This window comes from Paractinoplanes ovalisporus, assembly GCF_016834655.1.
GTDB classification, from domain to species: domain Bacteria; phylum Actinomycetota; class Actinomycetes; order Mycobacteriales; family Micromonosporaceae; genus Actinoplanes; species Actinoplanes ovalisporus.
Map to the genome: position 1 here is coordinate 10,876 of NZ_JAENHP010000032.1, position 13,804 is coordinate 24,679.

At 70.5% G+C, this 13,804-nt stretch carries 12 protein-coding genes; 7 read left to right on the forward strand and 5 right to left on the reverse strand.

Features of this window, described 5'->3' with window-relative positions; genetic code table 11:
* Positions 1-5 precede the first annotated feature (5 nt).
* The 3 genes from JIG36_RS47180 to JIG36_RS47190 form a co-directional block, all read right to left on the reverse strand.
* On the reverse strand, positions 6-4,076 hold the full coding sequence (locus JIG36_RS47180) for a trypsin-like peptidase domain-containing protein (RefSeq protein ID WP_203383469.1): 4,071 nt from the start codon (positions 4,074-4,076) through the stop codon (positions 6-8).
* Complete coding sequence (locus tag JIG36_RS47185; RefSeq protein ID WP_203383470.1) at positions 4,054-4,407, reverse strand: CU044_2847 family protein; 354 nt, start codon at positions 4,405-4,407, stop codon at positions 4,054-4,056. Before JIG36_RS47185 ends, JIG36_RS47180 begins: the two co-directional genes overlap by 23 nt.
* An 86-nt stretch (positions 4,408-4,493) precedes the next feature.
* Positions 4,494-5,573, reverse strand: coding sequence for an NAD-dependent epimerase/dehydratase family protein (locus JIG36_RS47190; protein ID WP_203383471.1), 1,080 nt, complete (start codon positions 5,571-5,573; stop codon positions 4,494-4,496).
* Positions 5,574-5,635: 62 nt separating this feature from the next.
* On the opposite strand from JIG36_RS47190, the gene JIG36_RS47195 reads away from it, so the two are divergent.
* The 4 genes from JIG36_RS47195 to JIG36_RS47210 all read left to right on the forward strand — a co-directional run bounded on the left by JIG36_RS47195 (position 5,636) and on the right by JIG36_RS47210 (position 9,942).
* Positions 5,636-6,076, forward strand: coding sequence for a (2Fe-2S)-binding protein (locus JIG36_RS47195; protein ID WP_203383472.1), 441 nt, complete (start codon positions 5,636-5,638; stop codon positions 6,074-6,076).
* Complete coding sequence (locus JIG36_RS54525; RefSeq protein ID WP_203383473.1) at positions 6,073-7,017, forward strand: FAD binding domain-containing protein; 945 nt, start codon at positions 6,073-6,075, stop codon at positions 7,015-7,017. The genes JIG36_RS47195 and JIG36_RS54525 overlap by 4 nt, the downstream gene beginning before the upstream one ends.
* On the forward strand, positions 7,014-9,053 hold the full coding sequence (locus JIG36_RS47205) for a xanthine dehydrogenase family protein molybdopterin-binding subunit (RefSeq protein WP_203383474.1): 2,040 nt from the start codon (positions 7,014-7,016) through the stop codon (positions 9,051-9,053). Before JIG36_RS54525 ends, JIG36_RS47205 begins: the two co-directional genes overlap by 4 nt.
* Positions 9,054-9,249: 196 nt before the next feature.
* Positions 9,250-9,942: a GNAT family N-acetyltransferase gene (locus JIG36_RS47210; protein ID WP_203383475.1), complete on the forward strand. Its 693-nt coding sequence runs from the start codon at positions 9,250-9,252 to the stop codon at positions 9,940-9,942.
* Between the two features lie 242 nt (positions 9,943-10,184).
* Here the strand turns inward: JIG36_RS47210 and JIG36_RS47215 are convergent, their stop codons facing one another.
* Positions 10,185-11,330, reverse strand: coding sequence for a glycoside hydrolase family 12 protein (locus JIG36_RS47215; protein ID WP_203383476.1), 1,146 nt, complete (start codon positions 11,328-11,330; stop codon positions 10,185-10,187).
* A 282-nt stretch (positions 11,331-11,612) separates the two neighbouring features.
* Here JIG36_RS47215 and JIG36_RS47220 point away from each other — a divergent pair, with 282 nt between their 5' ends.
* The 3 genes from JIG36_RS47220 to JIG36_RS47230 all read left to right on the forward strand — a co-directional run bounded on the left by JIG36_RS47220 (position 11,613) and on the right by JIG36_RS47230 (position 13,265).
* Positions 11,613-11,957, forward strand: a complete 345-nt coding sequence (locus JIG36_RS47220) for a histone-like nucleoid-structuring protein Lsr2 (protein WP_203383477.1) — start codon at positions 11,613-11,615, stop codon at positions 11,955-11,957.
* A 76-nt stretch (positions 11,958-12,033) separates the two neighbouring features.
* The gene (locus tag JIG36_RS47225; protein ID WP_203383478.1) at positions 12,034-12,774 is read left to right on the forward strand and encodes an SDR family NAD(P)-dependent oxidoreductase; all 741 of its coding nucleotides are present in this window, start codon (positions 12,034-12,036) and stop codon (positions 12,772-12,774) included.
* Between the two features lie 320 nt (positions 12,775-13,094).
* Positions 13,095-13,265, forward strand: a complete 171-nt coding sequence (locus JIG36_RS47230; RefSeq protein WP_203383479.1) for a hypothetical protein — start codon at positions 13,095-13,097, stop codon at positions 13,263-13,265.
* 28 nt (positions 13,266-13,293) lie between these two features.
* Here the strand turns inward: JIG36_RS47230 and JIG36_RS47235 are convergent, their stop codons facing one another.
* On the reverse strand, positions 13,294-13,797 hold the full coding sequence (locus JIG36_RS47235) for a pyridoxamine 5'-phosphate oxidase family protein (protein ID WP_203383480.1): 504 nt from the start codon (positions 13,795-13,797) through the stop codon (positions 13,294-13,296).
* Positions 13,798-13,804 lie beyond the last annotated feature (7 nt).

The window sequence follows — 13,804 nt, forward strand, 5'->3', positions numbered from 1 at the left end:
AGGGCCTAGCCGAACTCGATGGCGAGGAACCCGGTGCGGAACTGGAAGACGACCAGTCCGTCCTGCGCAGCGCAGTGGTAGACCGCGTGATGGACCGGAACCGTCATGAGAACGGTGCCGTTCAGCGGATCCCAGACCCGGACGATCCGATCCTCGCCTGCGGTGATCAGCACGGTGCGGCCGTCGATGGTGGCGCCGCAGATGCCGTGGGCCTCGCCGGTGTAGGCGATCAGTTCGTGCTGGAGGGTGCCGGAACGGGGATCCCAGATACGAACCCGGCCGTCGGTGCTTGACGAGGCCACCAGGTCACGTCCGGTGGCGGGGAGAGGAATGATCCGGTGCACCGGCCGGTTGCCGGGCAGCACGAACGCGAGGCGTCCGGACTCCACCTCCCAGAGCCGGATGTTGCCGAGATTGTCGGCCGACGCGAGCATGCCGTTTCGGCCGACCGCGACGAAACAGGCCGCCACGGTGTGCTCCCGGAAGCCGCCGAAGTAGCGCTCCGGGAACAAACGGGTGCGCAAGCGTTGGCGGACCGTGCTGTGTCGCTGCCAACCGGCCTGGTGCTGCCACGTGTGCAAGGTGAGGTCGCGGCCGAGGACGGCGAGCCCGGGCTGTTGGCCGACGAAGGTGGGGCCGATGACGAACGGGTAGTACCGAAGCCGGGCGCCGAGGTCACGGCGTTGCCGGGTCGCGGGATCCCAGTCGACGACGGTGCCGTCGCTGCGGGCCAGCGCCAGATGTACGCCGTCGTCGGTGGGGAAGCAGCACATCGCGTCGACGCGGCCGATGATGTCCGGTAGCTGCCGGCCGGTGTGGCCGTCCCGGAACCGGACCGTCCCGTCGTGCGCTCCCACCGCCAGGTGCGTGCGCCCCTGCACCTTGATGGTCAGAGCCTCCCGGAGCGAGCCGGCGCGCGGAGGTTCCGAGTCCTGTCGTTCACCAGCCGCCGGGTCCCACAGCCGGACGGTGCCGTCCTCGCTGGCGGTGGCCAGCAACGGACGGTCGCCGACGGGCACGGTGCAGACATCGCGGATCGGGCCGGTGTGCCCGGCCAGTTCACCCATCGGCCGTCCGTTGGTCGGGTCGAACAGGCGGAGCTCCTCGCCGTCCCCGGCCACCGCGAGCAGGGTGTTCCCGCCGACGCGGACCTCACACATCGCGTTGACGACGGTGAAGTGGTGCTGCCACCGGTCGATCTCCTGCCCGCTCGCCGGGTGCCACAACCTGATCGTGCCGTCGGCGGATGCGGAGGCGAGGACGATGTGGCCCGGCACCGAAACGGTGCAGAGCGCGGCGACCTTGCGATCGTGGTCGTCACGCCGGCGCCGCTCGACGCCTTTCTCGACGTCCCAGAAGCGCACCGTCCGGTCGTATCCGGCCGATGCCAGTAAGGTCTCGCCGCCGGTCACCACCGGGCAGAGCGCGAGCACGTCGCCGACGTGGCCCACCAGCTCGCGTTTCTGCCGGGTGACGGGGTCCCACAGCGTGAGGATGCCGTCGGCGTCGCAACCGGCCAGCAGGACCCGTTCCCCCGCTGGAACGACGCAGCACGGGGGACGCAGGGCGTTGCCGTTCAGAAGTTGGTGCGGATGCCCGCTTTCGGGATCGAGCGCCAGAATCGAGTTCTGAGCGCCGACGACGAGCAGCGCATGGTCGTTCGACACCGTGGGACGCAGCGTGAGGACCTGCTTGGCGAGGCCGGCCACTTCCCGTTCGGCCTGGCTGGTCTCGGGGTTCCAGAGCTTGAGCGTTCCCTCGACGTCAGCGGACACGAGAAGCGTCCTGTTCCCGACCTGGACCGTGCAGAGCGCCGCCACGCCGGCCTTGTGGCCCTCCAGCACCGTCCACTCCGAGCGCCGGCCGGCCGTCGCCCACAGCCCTCGGTAGGGCGCGGCCCGGCCGGCGGCCACGTCGGTCTTCACGCCTTCGAGAACCGCCGTCACGCTCATCATCGCGGCGCGCTCGTCGGCGCCCACGGTAGCGGCGCCCGGGGTCAGGCGCAGGAGGTGAGCGCGTTGCCGGCCGGCCTCGGTCGTGGCATCGGCCGCGAGCGCGGTGAGCCGCAAGAGATCGCCGTGCAGCTGAAACTCCTCGTTCGCGAGAACGTCGTCGATCACGCCGCCGGCATGCGCGTGATAAGGCAGCGACCGCAACAGATAGGGATCCGCTTTACGCCACCCGGTGGAGCCGCCGAGGGACATGAGCGCGTCCGCGATAGCAGCCTGGTCCTGGGCCGCCGCCCGATCGCGGTGGCGAAGAAGGGCGTCGTTGAGCGCCTGATGGAACAGCCTGAACCGTTTGCCCTGCCCGTCCGTCGTGACCTCGACGAGGAAGTTCGCCGCCGAGGACCGGGCGAAGGTCTCCAGGTCGTCCAGTCGTACCTGTTCGCCCAGCGCACTCAGGAAGCATCGCCACAAAGCGGGGGACAGACCCGGAGCCTGGGCGTAGGCCAGCGCCGTCAGCACCAGTTCGGCCGGCGCGGAGCCGACCGGGTTCAACGGTCGGACGTACGCGGCCAGGGCCGTGTCCACGTCGGGTGGGAAGGTCATTTCGGCGGTGTCGACCGGTGTCTTGTCGTAGAGCCCGTGTCGGCGTGCGACCAGGCCGGCCACCAGGAAGTTGCGCTCGGCCAGTTCGGCGATGCGGACCGCGACCGGCTCGGCTACGGCGTCGTCGGCGTACGGATTGTCGTGCCGCTCGGCCCCGATGAGCTGCAGCGTGGCCGTCGCGTAGGCGGCCAGATCGTTGACTTGGAAGTACTTCTCGTCGTCGAGGTCGATGACGGTCCGGCCGGAACCGAACCGGGTCAGCAGATCGCCGCCGTCGTCCGCACGGCGGGTGCCGATCACGACCTGGACGCCCAGCTTGCCGCAGTGCCGGGCGAGCGGAAGGACGATCTCGTCGATGATCTGTCGTGCTTCCAGCGGCGTGTTCGCCTCGTCGAGCGCGTCGATCACGAGGTTGAGCCGGCCCTCGGGCCGGGCCGTGAACCTCTTCCGGAGCACGGATTCCAGGTCGGACACCCGTACGGGTAGACGCACCGACGCGGCTCGGGCGATCTCCACTGCGACGTCGAGAGCGGTCTTGCCCTTGACGTGCACCGCGCATCCGACCGAGCCGACACTGGCCTTGACGTTGTCGTCGTTCGCCGGCAGCGCGGCCCGGATACCCATGTCCGCCGTTGTGACCACGCGGCCGAGAACGGCGGACTTGCCCACCCCCGGGGAACCGGTGATCACCAGGATCCGGTCGTCCGTATCCGGGCGGTCCAGCCAGTCCACGATCTCGGTGAGCGCGGTCCGGCGGCCCCGGAACCGGTAACCCGCCTCGGTGTCGACCGAGACCCCGCGGGCTCGTGGCCGCCAGTGGCGCCCGGCCTCGGCGTCGGTCTCGAGGGACCATCCCCAGGCGGCGAGCGCCGACTCGCCGGCGGTCGCGATCGACCAGGCTGCGAGCCCGGAGATCTTCTCGCCCGGAAGTTCGCGGTCGGCCTGCGACAGGGTGATGGCGAGCGCGTCGCCCCGGCGCTCACCGGAGGTGCGGGCCTGCCCGACCAGGCCGACGATGGCCTGATAGCGGGGCGACCACAACCCCGTACCGCTGAAACCCTTGCTGACCACGTACCGGGAATCGGTCTCCAGACGCACCCAGCCGTATCCGAGTGTGGCGCCCACACTGCCCCACGCGTCACTCCCGAGGCCTTTCGGCACATCCTCGGGGAAGCCGAACGCCCACCACGGCTCGTCGACCAGATCCGTGCCGTCCGGGCAGAGCAACGGAGCGGGGATGACCGCCTCGGGAACCCGTTCGACGAGTTCGAGAACCGCCACGTCGGCGTCTGCCGCCGCCCGGACCTCGGTGACCCGCCGACGCAGGGACCGGGGAACGCCCGCCTTGGGGAAAGCCACCCAGACGGCCGAATCCTGCTTCGCCACGACGTGATGACAGGTGAGCACCCGGGTGCCGTCGATGACGACACCGCTGCCGAGTGTGCGTTCGCCCGTCGGACCGTCATGGATGCTGACGGTCCAGGGGTCCTTGCGCGGGCGGTTATTCGGTGGGCTGGCCGTCATCGGCGGATCCGTCGTCGCCGGCGTCCGGTTGCTGATCGGGACCCCAGGTCATGGTGACCTCGAAGTTGCCCTCGGTGGCGGCCTTGGCCACCAGCCAGTTGGCCGTGCCGGTGACTTTGACGCCGAACTTGACCTGGATCGTGTCGGGGGCGACCTGACGGACCTGGTCGAGCACCGCGCGGGCGGCCGAGACCGCGGGCTCGACCGCCGCCTTCACATAGCCCGCCACATCGTCGGCCCCGGCCGGCACAAAACCCTCGACCGGCTCGATCTCGAACCCTACGGTGATCCCGTCATCGACCGTGTAGGTGACCACCTGTGAGGACGTCACTTCGCCTCCCTGAGTGCGTGACTGTCCACATAATGCCAGCGCGGCGCACGGCGATCTCAGGTCACCCGATCGTGGTCGGGTACCGGTCAGTAGGGGTTGCCGGTTCCGGGGAGGCGGCCCTTCAGCAGGCCGCCCAGGCGGCCGGGGCGGGCCGGGTCGCCGGTCAGGGGTGGGGCGTTGTCATCGTGGGCGCGGTCGGCCATGCCCGCCACCAGCTCGGTCAGGGCGTCCACGGCGTTGTGCCGGGGGCGCCAGCCCAGCTCGGAGGCGGCCCGGTCGCAGGACATCAGCGGCGACCTCAGGGCCAGCTCGACCCAGCCGGCGTCGATCGGCTGCAGGCGCAACCACCAGCTCGCGGCGGCGGCGCCGCGCAGGGCGAAGGCCGGCACCGGCAGCTGGACGCCGTGGAACGTGCGCGCGGCGAGGGCGGGATCGAGGACCGGGCCGGCGGCGATGTTGAACGCGCCGTGGGCGTCGGAGAGCACGGCCCGGGCGTACGCGTCGGCGACGTCGTCGGCGTGCACGGCCTGCATCCGCAGCCCCGGGTGGGACGGGACCACCGGCAGCCACTGCGGCTGCAGCAGCCGCGCCGGCAGCAGCGGGCCCGCGAAGTAGCGGGCGATCTCGGTGCCGACGGCGCGCTGGAAGATCAGGCCGGGGCGGAGCCGGACGACGCGCAGCTGCGGGTGGTCGGCCTCGATCTGGTCGAGCATCCACTCGACGAGCACCTTGTGCCGGCTGTACGAGGACGGCCGCACCCCGGCGCGCGGCCAGGATTCCCGTACGAAGGCGTCCTTGGGGCCCGCCGAATAGACGCCGACCGACGAGGCCTGCACGAGCGCGGGGACGCCGGCCCGCAGCACCGCCTTGGCCACGGCGCGACTGCCCAGGACGTTCGTACGGTAAAGCAGTTTCTGATCGTGGCTCGGCTGGATCTGCCAGGCCAGGTGCACCACGGCGTCGGCCCCGGCGAACACCTCAGCCAGCTGCTCCTCGGCGGGCGAGGAACCGATGTCGACCGAGTGCCACGACGCCTGGGCGTACACCCCGGCCGGGGCCGGCAATCGACGGGCGACGCCCACGAGTTCCACGTCCGGCTCGGCGCTCAGGCGGCGCAGCAGGGCGGTTCCGGCGTTCCCGGTGGCTCCTACGATCACGACACGCATGTCTTCACGCCTACCCGGCGCCCGGGTGGTTGAACCACATCTGCCCGGGTACGCCCGCAGCCATGGATCTACGCGTCAACGGCGAACCGCACAGCCTCGACCTGGACCCGCGCACCACGCTGCTGGACGCGTTGCGCGAGCATATGGGCCTGACCGGCGCGAAGAAGGGGTGTGACCACGGGCAGTGCGGCGCCTGCACCGTGCTGCTCGACGGGCGCCGGGTGAACAGCTGCCTGATCCTGGCCGTCACGCTGGACGGCGCTTCGGTCACCACGATCGAGGGGCTGTCCCACCCCGTACAGGAAGCGTTTCTCGAGCACGACGGGTTTCAGTGCGGCTATTGCACGCCGGGGCAGATCTGCTCGGCCGTGGGGATGCTGGCCGAGGCGGACGGCGCATCGCTGCCGGACGCCGAGATCCGGGAGCGGATGAGCGGCAACCTGTGCCGGTGCGGGGCCTATCCGAACATCGTCGCGGCGATCCGGGAGGTGGCGGCCCGGTGAAGACGTTCACCTATCGCACCGCGACCTCGCTCGACGAGGGCCTGGAGCCGGGCGCGACGTTCCTGGCCGGCGGCACCAACCTGGTCGACCTGATGAAGCTCGGGGTGGCCACCCCGGACGTGCTGGTCGACGTGACCAAGCTGCCGCTCGACGAGGTCAGCGACCGGCCGGACGGCGGGCTGCGGATCGGGGCGGGCGTCCGCAACAGCGACCTGGCCGTCCATCCGCGGGTGCGGCAGGACTATCCGGTGCTCAGCCAGGCCCTGCTCGCCGGCGCGTCCGGTCAGTTGCGGAACATGGCCACCACCGCCGGGAACCTGCTGCAGCGCACCCGCTGCCGGTATTTCATGGACGCCACCATGCCGTGCAACAAGCACGAGCCGGGGTCGGGCTGCCCGGCCCAGGAGGGGGACCACCGCAATCTGGCGATCCTCGGGGGGAGCCCTTCGTGCATCGCTACCCATCCGTCGGACATGGCTGTTGCTCTGACCGCACTGGATGCCGTCGTTCAGACCGATCGGCGCTCTCTCGCGCTGGGCGATCTTTACGTTCTGCCGGGTTCGACCCCCGAGCAGGAGACGGTGCTCTCGCACGGCGAGCTCATCACTTCGGTCGACCTGCCCGATCCAAGGGGAAAATCAGCTTATAGGAAGGTGCGTGACCGGGCCTCGTACGCCTTCGCGGTGGGCTCGGTCGCCGCGGTGCTGAGGGTCGACGACGGCACGGTAGCGGACGTCCGCCTCGCGTTCGGAGCCGTGGCGCCCAAGCCGTGGCGTGCCTACCGGGCCGAGGAGGCGCTGCGCGGACGGCCCGCCACCCGCTCCTCGTTCCTGGAGGCGGCCGACGCCGAGCTGGCCGCGGCCACCCCGCTGCGCGATAACGCCTACAAGATCACGCTGATCCGGAACCTCGTCGCCTCGGTGCTGGAGGGACTCGCATGACCACCACAACCGAACGGGCCGTCGGGCAGCCGCACCGCCGCGTCGAGGGGCCGGACAAGGTCACCGGCGCCGCCCGGTACGCCGCCGAGTATCAGGTCGGCGACGATCTCGCGTACGGGTGGGTCGTGCAGTCGCCCGTCGCCCGCGGCACCCTGACCGCGGTGGCCGTCGACCCGCTGGTGGAGGCCGACGACGTGCTGGCCGTCCTCTGGCACGGCAACGCGCCCCGGCTGGGAAAGGCCGACGACCCCGAACTGGCCGTGCTGCAGAACGACCGGATCAGCTATCGCGGCCAGGCGGTGGCCCTCGTCGTGGCCCGCACCCTGGAGGCCGCCCGGGAAGCCGCGGCGTCGCTGCAGCTGGCGATCGACGCCGAGCCGCACGACACGGTGCTGCGGGCCGACCACCCCGACCTCTACACGCCCGAGAAAGTGAACCCCGACTTCCCGAGCGAGTCGTCCACCGGCGACGTGGACGCGGCGTTCGCCGGGGCGGCGGTGCGGGTCGATGTCACGTACCGCACCCCGGCCCTGCACAACAGCCCGATGGAACCCCACGCGACCACGGCGCTGTGGGCCGGCGACGACCTCGTCCTGTACGACTCGAACCAGCACCCGCCGGGCATCGCCGCCACCGTGGGGGCGCTGTTCGACCTGCCCGCGGCCCGGGTCCACGTGATCACCGAGCACGTCGGCGGTGGGTTCGGCTCGAAGGGCACCGCCCGGCCCAACGCCGTGCTGGCCGCGATGGGGGCCAAGGTGACCGGCCGTCCCGTGCGGCTGGCGCTGCCCCGGCAGGCGCTGTTCAGCATGGTCGGCCACCGCACGCCGACGATCCAGCAGATCCGGCTCGGGGCGACCGCCGACGGCAAGCTGACCGCGGTCGACCATCAGGCGGTCGGGCACACGTCCCGCCTGTTCGAGTTCGCCGAGCAGACCGCGGTGTCGACCCGGCACATGTACGAGGCTCCGGCCGTGCGCACCGGACACCGGCTGGCCCGCCTCGACATGCCGACACCGCGCTGGATGCGTGCGCCCGGTGAGGCGCCCGGCATGCTGGCCCTGGAGTGCGCGATGGACGAGCTGGCCGGCTCGCTGGAGCTGGACCCGGTCGAGCTTCGCGTACGCAACACCGGCTTCGACTCGTACCGGAAATGCCTGGGTCTCGGCGCCGACCGTTTCGGCTGGCACGACCGCGATCCACGCCCCCGGCGACGCCGCGAGGGCGACTGGTGGATCGGCACCGGAGTCGCGGGCGCCACCTATCCGGCGATGATCCAGCCGTCCTCGGCGCGGGCCCGGCGCCAGCCCGACGGCGACGTCGAGGTCTCGATCGCGGCGGCCGACCTGGGCACGGGCGCGCGCACGGTGCTGACCCAGATCGCGGCGGACGCGCTCGGTCTCCCGTACGACCGGGTCCGCGTCCGCATCGGCGACAGCACCCTGCCGCAGGCCTCGGTCGCCGGTGGCTCGTCGGGAACGGCCTCGTGGGGCTGGGCCGTCACCGGGGCGTGCCGCGCGCTCCGCGAGTCGGGTGGCCTGGACGAGGCCACCTTCGACAGCACCGCCCTGGTCGAGAAGCTGAACCAGGAAGGCAAGCACGCCTTCGGCGCCCACTTCGCGGAGGTACGGGTCGACGCCGTCACCGGCGAGGTGCGGGTGTCCCGCCTGTACGGCATGTACGCCGCCGGGCGCATCCTCAACCCGCGTACCGCCCGCAGCCAGTTCATCGGCGGCATGATCATGGGGATGGGGATGGCCCTGCACGAGGAGAGCGTGCTCGACCCCGCGATGGGAACCTGGGTCACGCACGACTTCGCCGAGTACCACGTGCCCGTCCACGCCGACGTCGAGTCGATCGAGGCGGAGTGGCTCGACGACCCCGACGAGGGCCTGAACCCGATGGGCAGCAAGGGAATCGGCGAGATCGGCATCGTGGGGTCGCCGGCCGCGATCCTGAACGCCATCCACCACGCGACCGGAATCCGGGTCCGTGATCTGCCCGCGCGCCTGGACAAGTTGTTGCCGTCGCTCTAGCTCTCCTTCTTGGCGATCACCCGGGTGAAGCCGAGGTAGCGGCCCCCCGTCGGCCCGGAGCATCCCGATCTCGCGGGGCAGCGCCTCACGGGCGAAGTCGTTCCCGGTCACCTCGGGTTATCCACAATTCTGGGCTGTCCATAGGCTGCGGGATTCTCGGTGGCGTCGGCGTCTGCCGGCTTGCCACGATGCGTCCATGGGTGACGAATCCTTGCTTCAGCGGGTGCGGCACCTCTGGGCCGAGCTGGCGGGGGCGCCGGTCGGCTTCGTGGAGGGCGAGGCCGATGTGGCTGTCTCGCCGGGGTCGCGGCTGTGTCCGCCGGGGTGGGCGGGCATCGTCACGCTGGGCGGGGCCACCATCGCGACCGCGCCCGACGAGGAGTCGGCTGGGCTGTTGCGGCCGGCCCTGAAGGAGTCGGCCGAGCTCGCTGTTCTGTGGGAGCGGCTGCCGATCGCCGACGTGCTCGGGCCGGCCACGTTGGCCTACTGCGATGCGACCGGGTTCCGGCCGGTGCCGGGGGCGGCCGCGGGCGTGATCGAGGCGGCGGGGCTTGAGGCGTTGCGGGGGCGGGTGTCGGCGGAGGACGACGGGGAAGGGGGGCTGGGCGAGATCTCGTCGCGGGCATTTGGCGTACGGGAAAAGGGTCTTGTGCTGGCGGCCGCGGGATATGAGGTCTGGCCGCACGGGACGGCACATCTCAGCGTGCTCACCGACCCGGAGCATCGGGGGCGGGGGCTTGCGCGGCGGGCGGCCTCGGCGGCGGTGGGGGAGGCGCTCGAGGCGGGGCTTCTGCCGCAGTGGCGGGCGCGGCCCGAGGCGTCGAGGCGGGTGGCGCGGGCGCTGGGGTTCCGGGAACTGGGGGTGCAGGTCAGCGTGCGGTTGGCATGAAGGTCAAGCGAGGGTCCGGGTCGGCGTGCGGTGTGTGTAGAGCCGGCGAGGGGTCCAGGTCAGCGTGCGGTTTGCGTTAAGAGCGCGCGAAGGCCGGGTCAGCGTGCGGTTTGCGTGAAGAGCAAGCGAGGGTGCGGGTCATTCTGCGGCATTCATGAAGATCAACTGGGGGAATGAACGAACCGCCCCGGCGTCGGAGAATCGGCGACGAGGCGGCTCGGGATCGAGGGCGTTTCAGCGGGTCAGGCTGTCGTGCACGGGGAACCGTTCAGCGTGAAAGCGGACGGCGCGGCGGTGGATCCGGAGTGGGTGGCCTGGAATCCGAACGACGTGGTGCCGCCGGGCGGAATCGCGCCGTTCCACGAGACGTTCCGGGCGGTCACCGCGCCACTGGAACCGGTCAATGCGGCGTTCCAGGAACTGGTGATCGCCTGGCCGGCCGGCAACGTGAAGCCGAGCGTCCAGCCGTTCAACGCCGTCGATCCGGTATTCGCCACTGTCACATTGGCGGTGAGGCCGGTATTCCATGTGTTCGTGGAGTAAGTGATGCGGCACGCAGCGGTACCGGGTGTCGGCGGGTTAGTAGTCGGCGGAGTGGTGGAAGGAGGATTACTGGGAGTGGTCCCGCCGTTGCCGTTCACCTGTGCGGCGAAATCGGTGACCGCGAGACCGGCGCCGCCGATCCACGGCTCGAATCCGGCCTGAATGCTTGTCAAATACCAACTGCTGGTGATGGCGCCGCGATTTTGCACGTCGCGGATGAAGTCGAGGACGCTGAAGCTCCAGCTGGAGATCGCGGAGGGGGCGACGTAGGAGACGACGGCATTCGAGCCGTTGCTGCCCTGCCATACCTGCCAGGTCCGGCCGCCGACGGTGGCGTTGCCGACCACCGACCCGATCGGCTGGATCGAGCCCTGGCGGTTGAACCAGATCATGATCTCCTGCTGGCTGACGCCGTCGGTCTTCGGTGCCGGGTCCAGCCAGATGTCGTACGCGGCGTCGTAGGTCGCGCCGGACACGTACTGGTAGCTGATGCTGCTCGTCGCGCTCGTGATGTCGCTGACCCGGATCGGCAGGTTCGTCCCGGGCGAGCATTTCGTGTAGTGGCAACCGAGGTAGACCGCCGGATAGGAGACCGGGGCGCCGCTCGTGTTGCCCGTGCCCTGCTGGCTGGTGATGGCGAAACCGGTGCTGGTGACGTTGATGCACTGCTGGGCCGAGGTGCCCCAGCGGTTGTTCATCACGACGTAGCGGCCGCCGATCGTGGTGCTGCCGTACTGGTCGCAGATCTGGGTGTCGGCGGCGGCCGGACCGGCGACGGCGAAGCCGGTCACGGTGGCGGCTGCGAGCAGGCCGGCGGCGAGGCCGGCGCGGAGAAGGCGGCGCATTTCGTCAGCTCCTCGGGGAGGGGGAACCCGCGGGGACGGGTCTTGGGAGCGCTCCCACGCTACGTTACAGGACATTCACGAGTGTGAAAAGAGCCGGAAGTCGGGCCTCGGCGAGCCGCCACCCGTGGGGAGTAACCGGGGGTGGAATTGCGACATGCGGAAGGGGGCAATTTGCACTAGGAGTTATCGCAAGTCAGAATGAAAGCGTATCGACATTCCACGGCGATGCCGCACGCGCATAGTCGTGGCTCAAATGACATCGCTGTAGGAGCGGGGCACACCATGGCCAAGCAGGTAATAACCCTTCTGACCGACGACCTCGACGGCGGCGAGGCCGACCGCACCGTCGAGTTCGGACTGGACGGTGTGAACTACACGATCGACCTCTCCGAGAAGAACGCCGGGAAGCTGCGTAAGGCGCTCGACCCGTTCCTGAATGCCGCGACCAGGGTCGGCCGTACGGCGGTGGTCTCCCCGACGCGGCGTGCCGCACCGGCGAGCACCGGCCGGGCCAGCCGCGACCAGAATCAGGCGATTCGCGAGTGGGCGAACAAGAACGGCTACGAGGTCTCCGAGCGCGGGCGCATCCCGAGCCACATCGTGGAGGCGTACCACAGCAAGCGATAGGTTGACCCAGCAAGCGCTGAAATGACGGCGTCGCCGATCCCCGGCGGCGCCGTTTTCTTCGACAATGGGGTGGGCCATGCCGGTGGTAATCGTGACGGGCGCATCGAGCGGAATCGGCCGGGTCACCGCGGAACGGCTCGCCCGCAACGGCGCCACGGTGGTGCTGGCCGCCCGCCGCGCCGACAAACTGACCGCCCTCGCCGCCGAATTGCCGAACGCCGTCGCGGTGCCCACCGACGTACGGGATCCGGCCGCCATCGCCGACCTCGTCGCGCGGGCCGCCGAGATCAACGGTCGGGTCGACGGCCTGGTCAACAACGCCGGAGTCGGCGGGGTGGCGTCCGTGCTCTCGGCCGACGACGCGGTCGAGGGCATGATCCAGGTCAACCTGCTCGCCCCGATCCGCCTCATGCGCGCGGTCGTGCCGCTCATGCGCGACCAGGGCGGCGGAGCAATCGTGAACATCGGCTCGGTCGCGGGTGAGGTCGGCATGAGCGGCGTTTATTCGGCCACCAAGTTCGCGTTGAGGGGCATGACCGATTCCGTACGCAGGGAGCTCGCCGGAACCGGAATCGGCGTCACCCTGATCGAGCCCGGCTACATCGCCGGCGCCGCCAACCGGAACCGCAGCGGCCTGCCCGGCCCGGAAATCGTCGCCGCCGCCGTCGAGAAGGCCCTGCGGCGCCCGCGCCGTCGCATGATCGTGCCGGCCCGCTACCGGGTCGCGATCCTGGCCGCGAACGTGCTGCCCGCGGTGGCCGACCGCATGTACGCGGGCAAGGCCGCCGGCAAGGGCGACGTCAAAGGCAACCTCTGAGCTTGGGTAGGGCCGTCCGCGGTTTCTGGGCTCGGGTAGGGCTGTCGGCCGGGGTGGCGTCGAGGCGGTCTCTGAGCGAGGGCGGGGCCGTCGACACGGGCGCCGTCAAGGGCAACCTCTCAACCTGTGGACAGCGCGACCCCGCTGTGGACAACCCGCGGGCGGGCTTGACAAGGCGTAACGTCCCAACCGCTCCCCAGGGCGGGTGGGGGTTTGGGATGGCTGCTCCTAGAGGGAAGATCAACTTCCAGGGGAAGATCGACTGAGCCTGGCCCTCGGTGGGGGTGCGTCGGTGGGTCGTCCGGGGGTATACCGAGGGCATGAGCGATCCGGACAATGACTTCTCGAGCGTTGCCGAGCCCGGCACCAGCGGGGCGGAAGCGGCGGATGGCGACTACGAGTACGACGAGGCGCACGGTGGTGGCGATGAGCCGACCGTGCCCGCGAATTTGGGGGACGAACTGCCCCCATTAAAACGACCGGTCGAATAACCAACAGCCCGTCCCGCAACGGCGGCGTTCAGAGGACCCTCGCGCGGTGGTCCTGGGCTATGTCGTGCAGAGCGCAACCCTGGCGTGGCTCGCGCGGGCACAGCACCCACAGTTCGGTGGCGGCTGCCTGGTACATGCGCCACGTCGAGTCGCCCGTGATGTCCTCGTGGGTGATGGCGCTGCCGCCTCGGGACGGCGGGCCGGGGTAGTACGGCAGGGCGTCGTCCAGGGCGGCGGGTGGGATCTCGCGGGCCTCGCCCACGGCGTACACCGCTCGGCCGTGGTAGGGCGGAACGGTGGAGTCGAAGACCGTGATGCTCACCGCGGGACGGGTCGCCAGGTTGCGGGAGTGTTCGGCGTCGACCGACGACATCCAGTAGAAGTCCCAGTCGGGGCCGGCCGAGAAATAGACCGGGCTCGTCCACGGCCGGCCGTCGCGGGAGACGGTGCCGAGCGTGAGGTAGCGGTTCGTGTCGAGCAGCTCCCGGGCGTGCGCGGCCAGGCTCTCGTGCGGCTGATCGGGGTCCACCATGGAGACC

What these genes read in the sequence shown, in the direction of transcription:
- JIG36_RS47180 (WP_203383469.1), bottom strand. Translation starts at nt 4,076, where the DNA reads ATGACGGCCAGCCCACCGAATAACCGCCCGCGCAAGGACCCCTGGACC.
- JIG36_RS47190 (WP_203383471.1), bottom strand. Translation starts at nt 5,573, where the DNA reads ATGCGTGTCGTGATCGTAGGAGCCACCGGGAACGCCGGAACCGCCCTG.
- JIG36_RS47195 (WP_203383472.1), top strand. Translation starts at nt 5,636, where the DNA reads ATGGATCTACGCGTCAACGGCGAACCGCACAGCCTCGACCTGGACCCG.
- JIG36_RS47205 (WP_203383474.1), top strand. Translation starts at nt 7,014, where the DNA reads ATGACCACCACAACCGAACGGGCCGTCGGGCAGCCGCACCGCCGCGTC.
- JIG36_RS47210 (WP_203383475.1), top strand. Translation starts at nt 9,250, where the DNA reads ATGGGTGACGAATCCTTGCTTCAGCGGGTGCGGCACCTCTGGGCCGAG.
- JIG36_RS47215 (WP_203383476.1), bottom strand. Translation starts at nt 11,330, where the DNA reads ATGCGCCGCCTTCTCCGCGCCGGCCTCGCCGCCGGCCTGCTCGCAGCC.
- JIG36_RS47220 (WP_203383477.1), top strand. Translation starts at nt 11,613, where the DNA reads ATGGCCAAGCAGGTAATAACCCTTCTGACCGACGACCTCGACGGCGGC.
- JIG36_RS47225 (WP_203383478.1), top strand. Translation starts at nt 12,034, where the DNA reads ATGCCGGTGGTAATCGTGACGGGCGCATCGAGCGGAATCGGCCGGGTC.
- JIG36_RS47230 (WP_203383479.1), top strand. Translation starts at nt 13,095, where the DNA reads ATGAGCGATCCGGACAATGACTTCTCGAGCGTTGCCGAGCCCGGCACC.
- JIG36_RS47235 (WP_203383480.1), bottom strand. Translation starts at nt 13,797, where the DNA reads ATGGTGGACCCCGATCAGCCGCACGAGAGCCTGGCCGCGCACGCCCGG.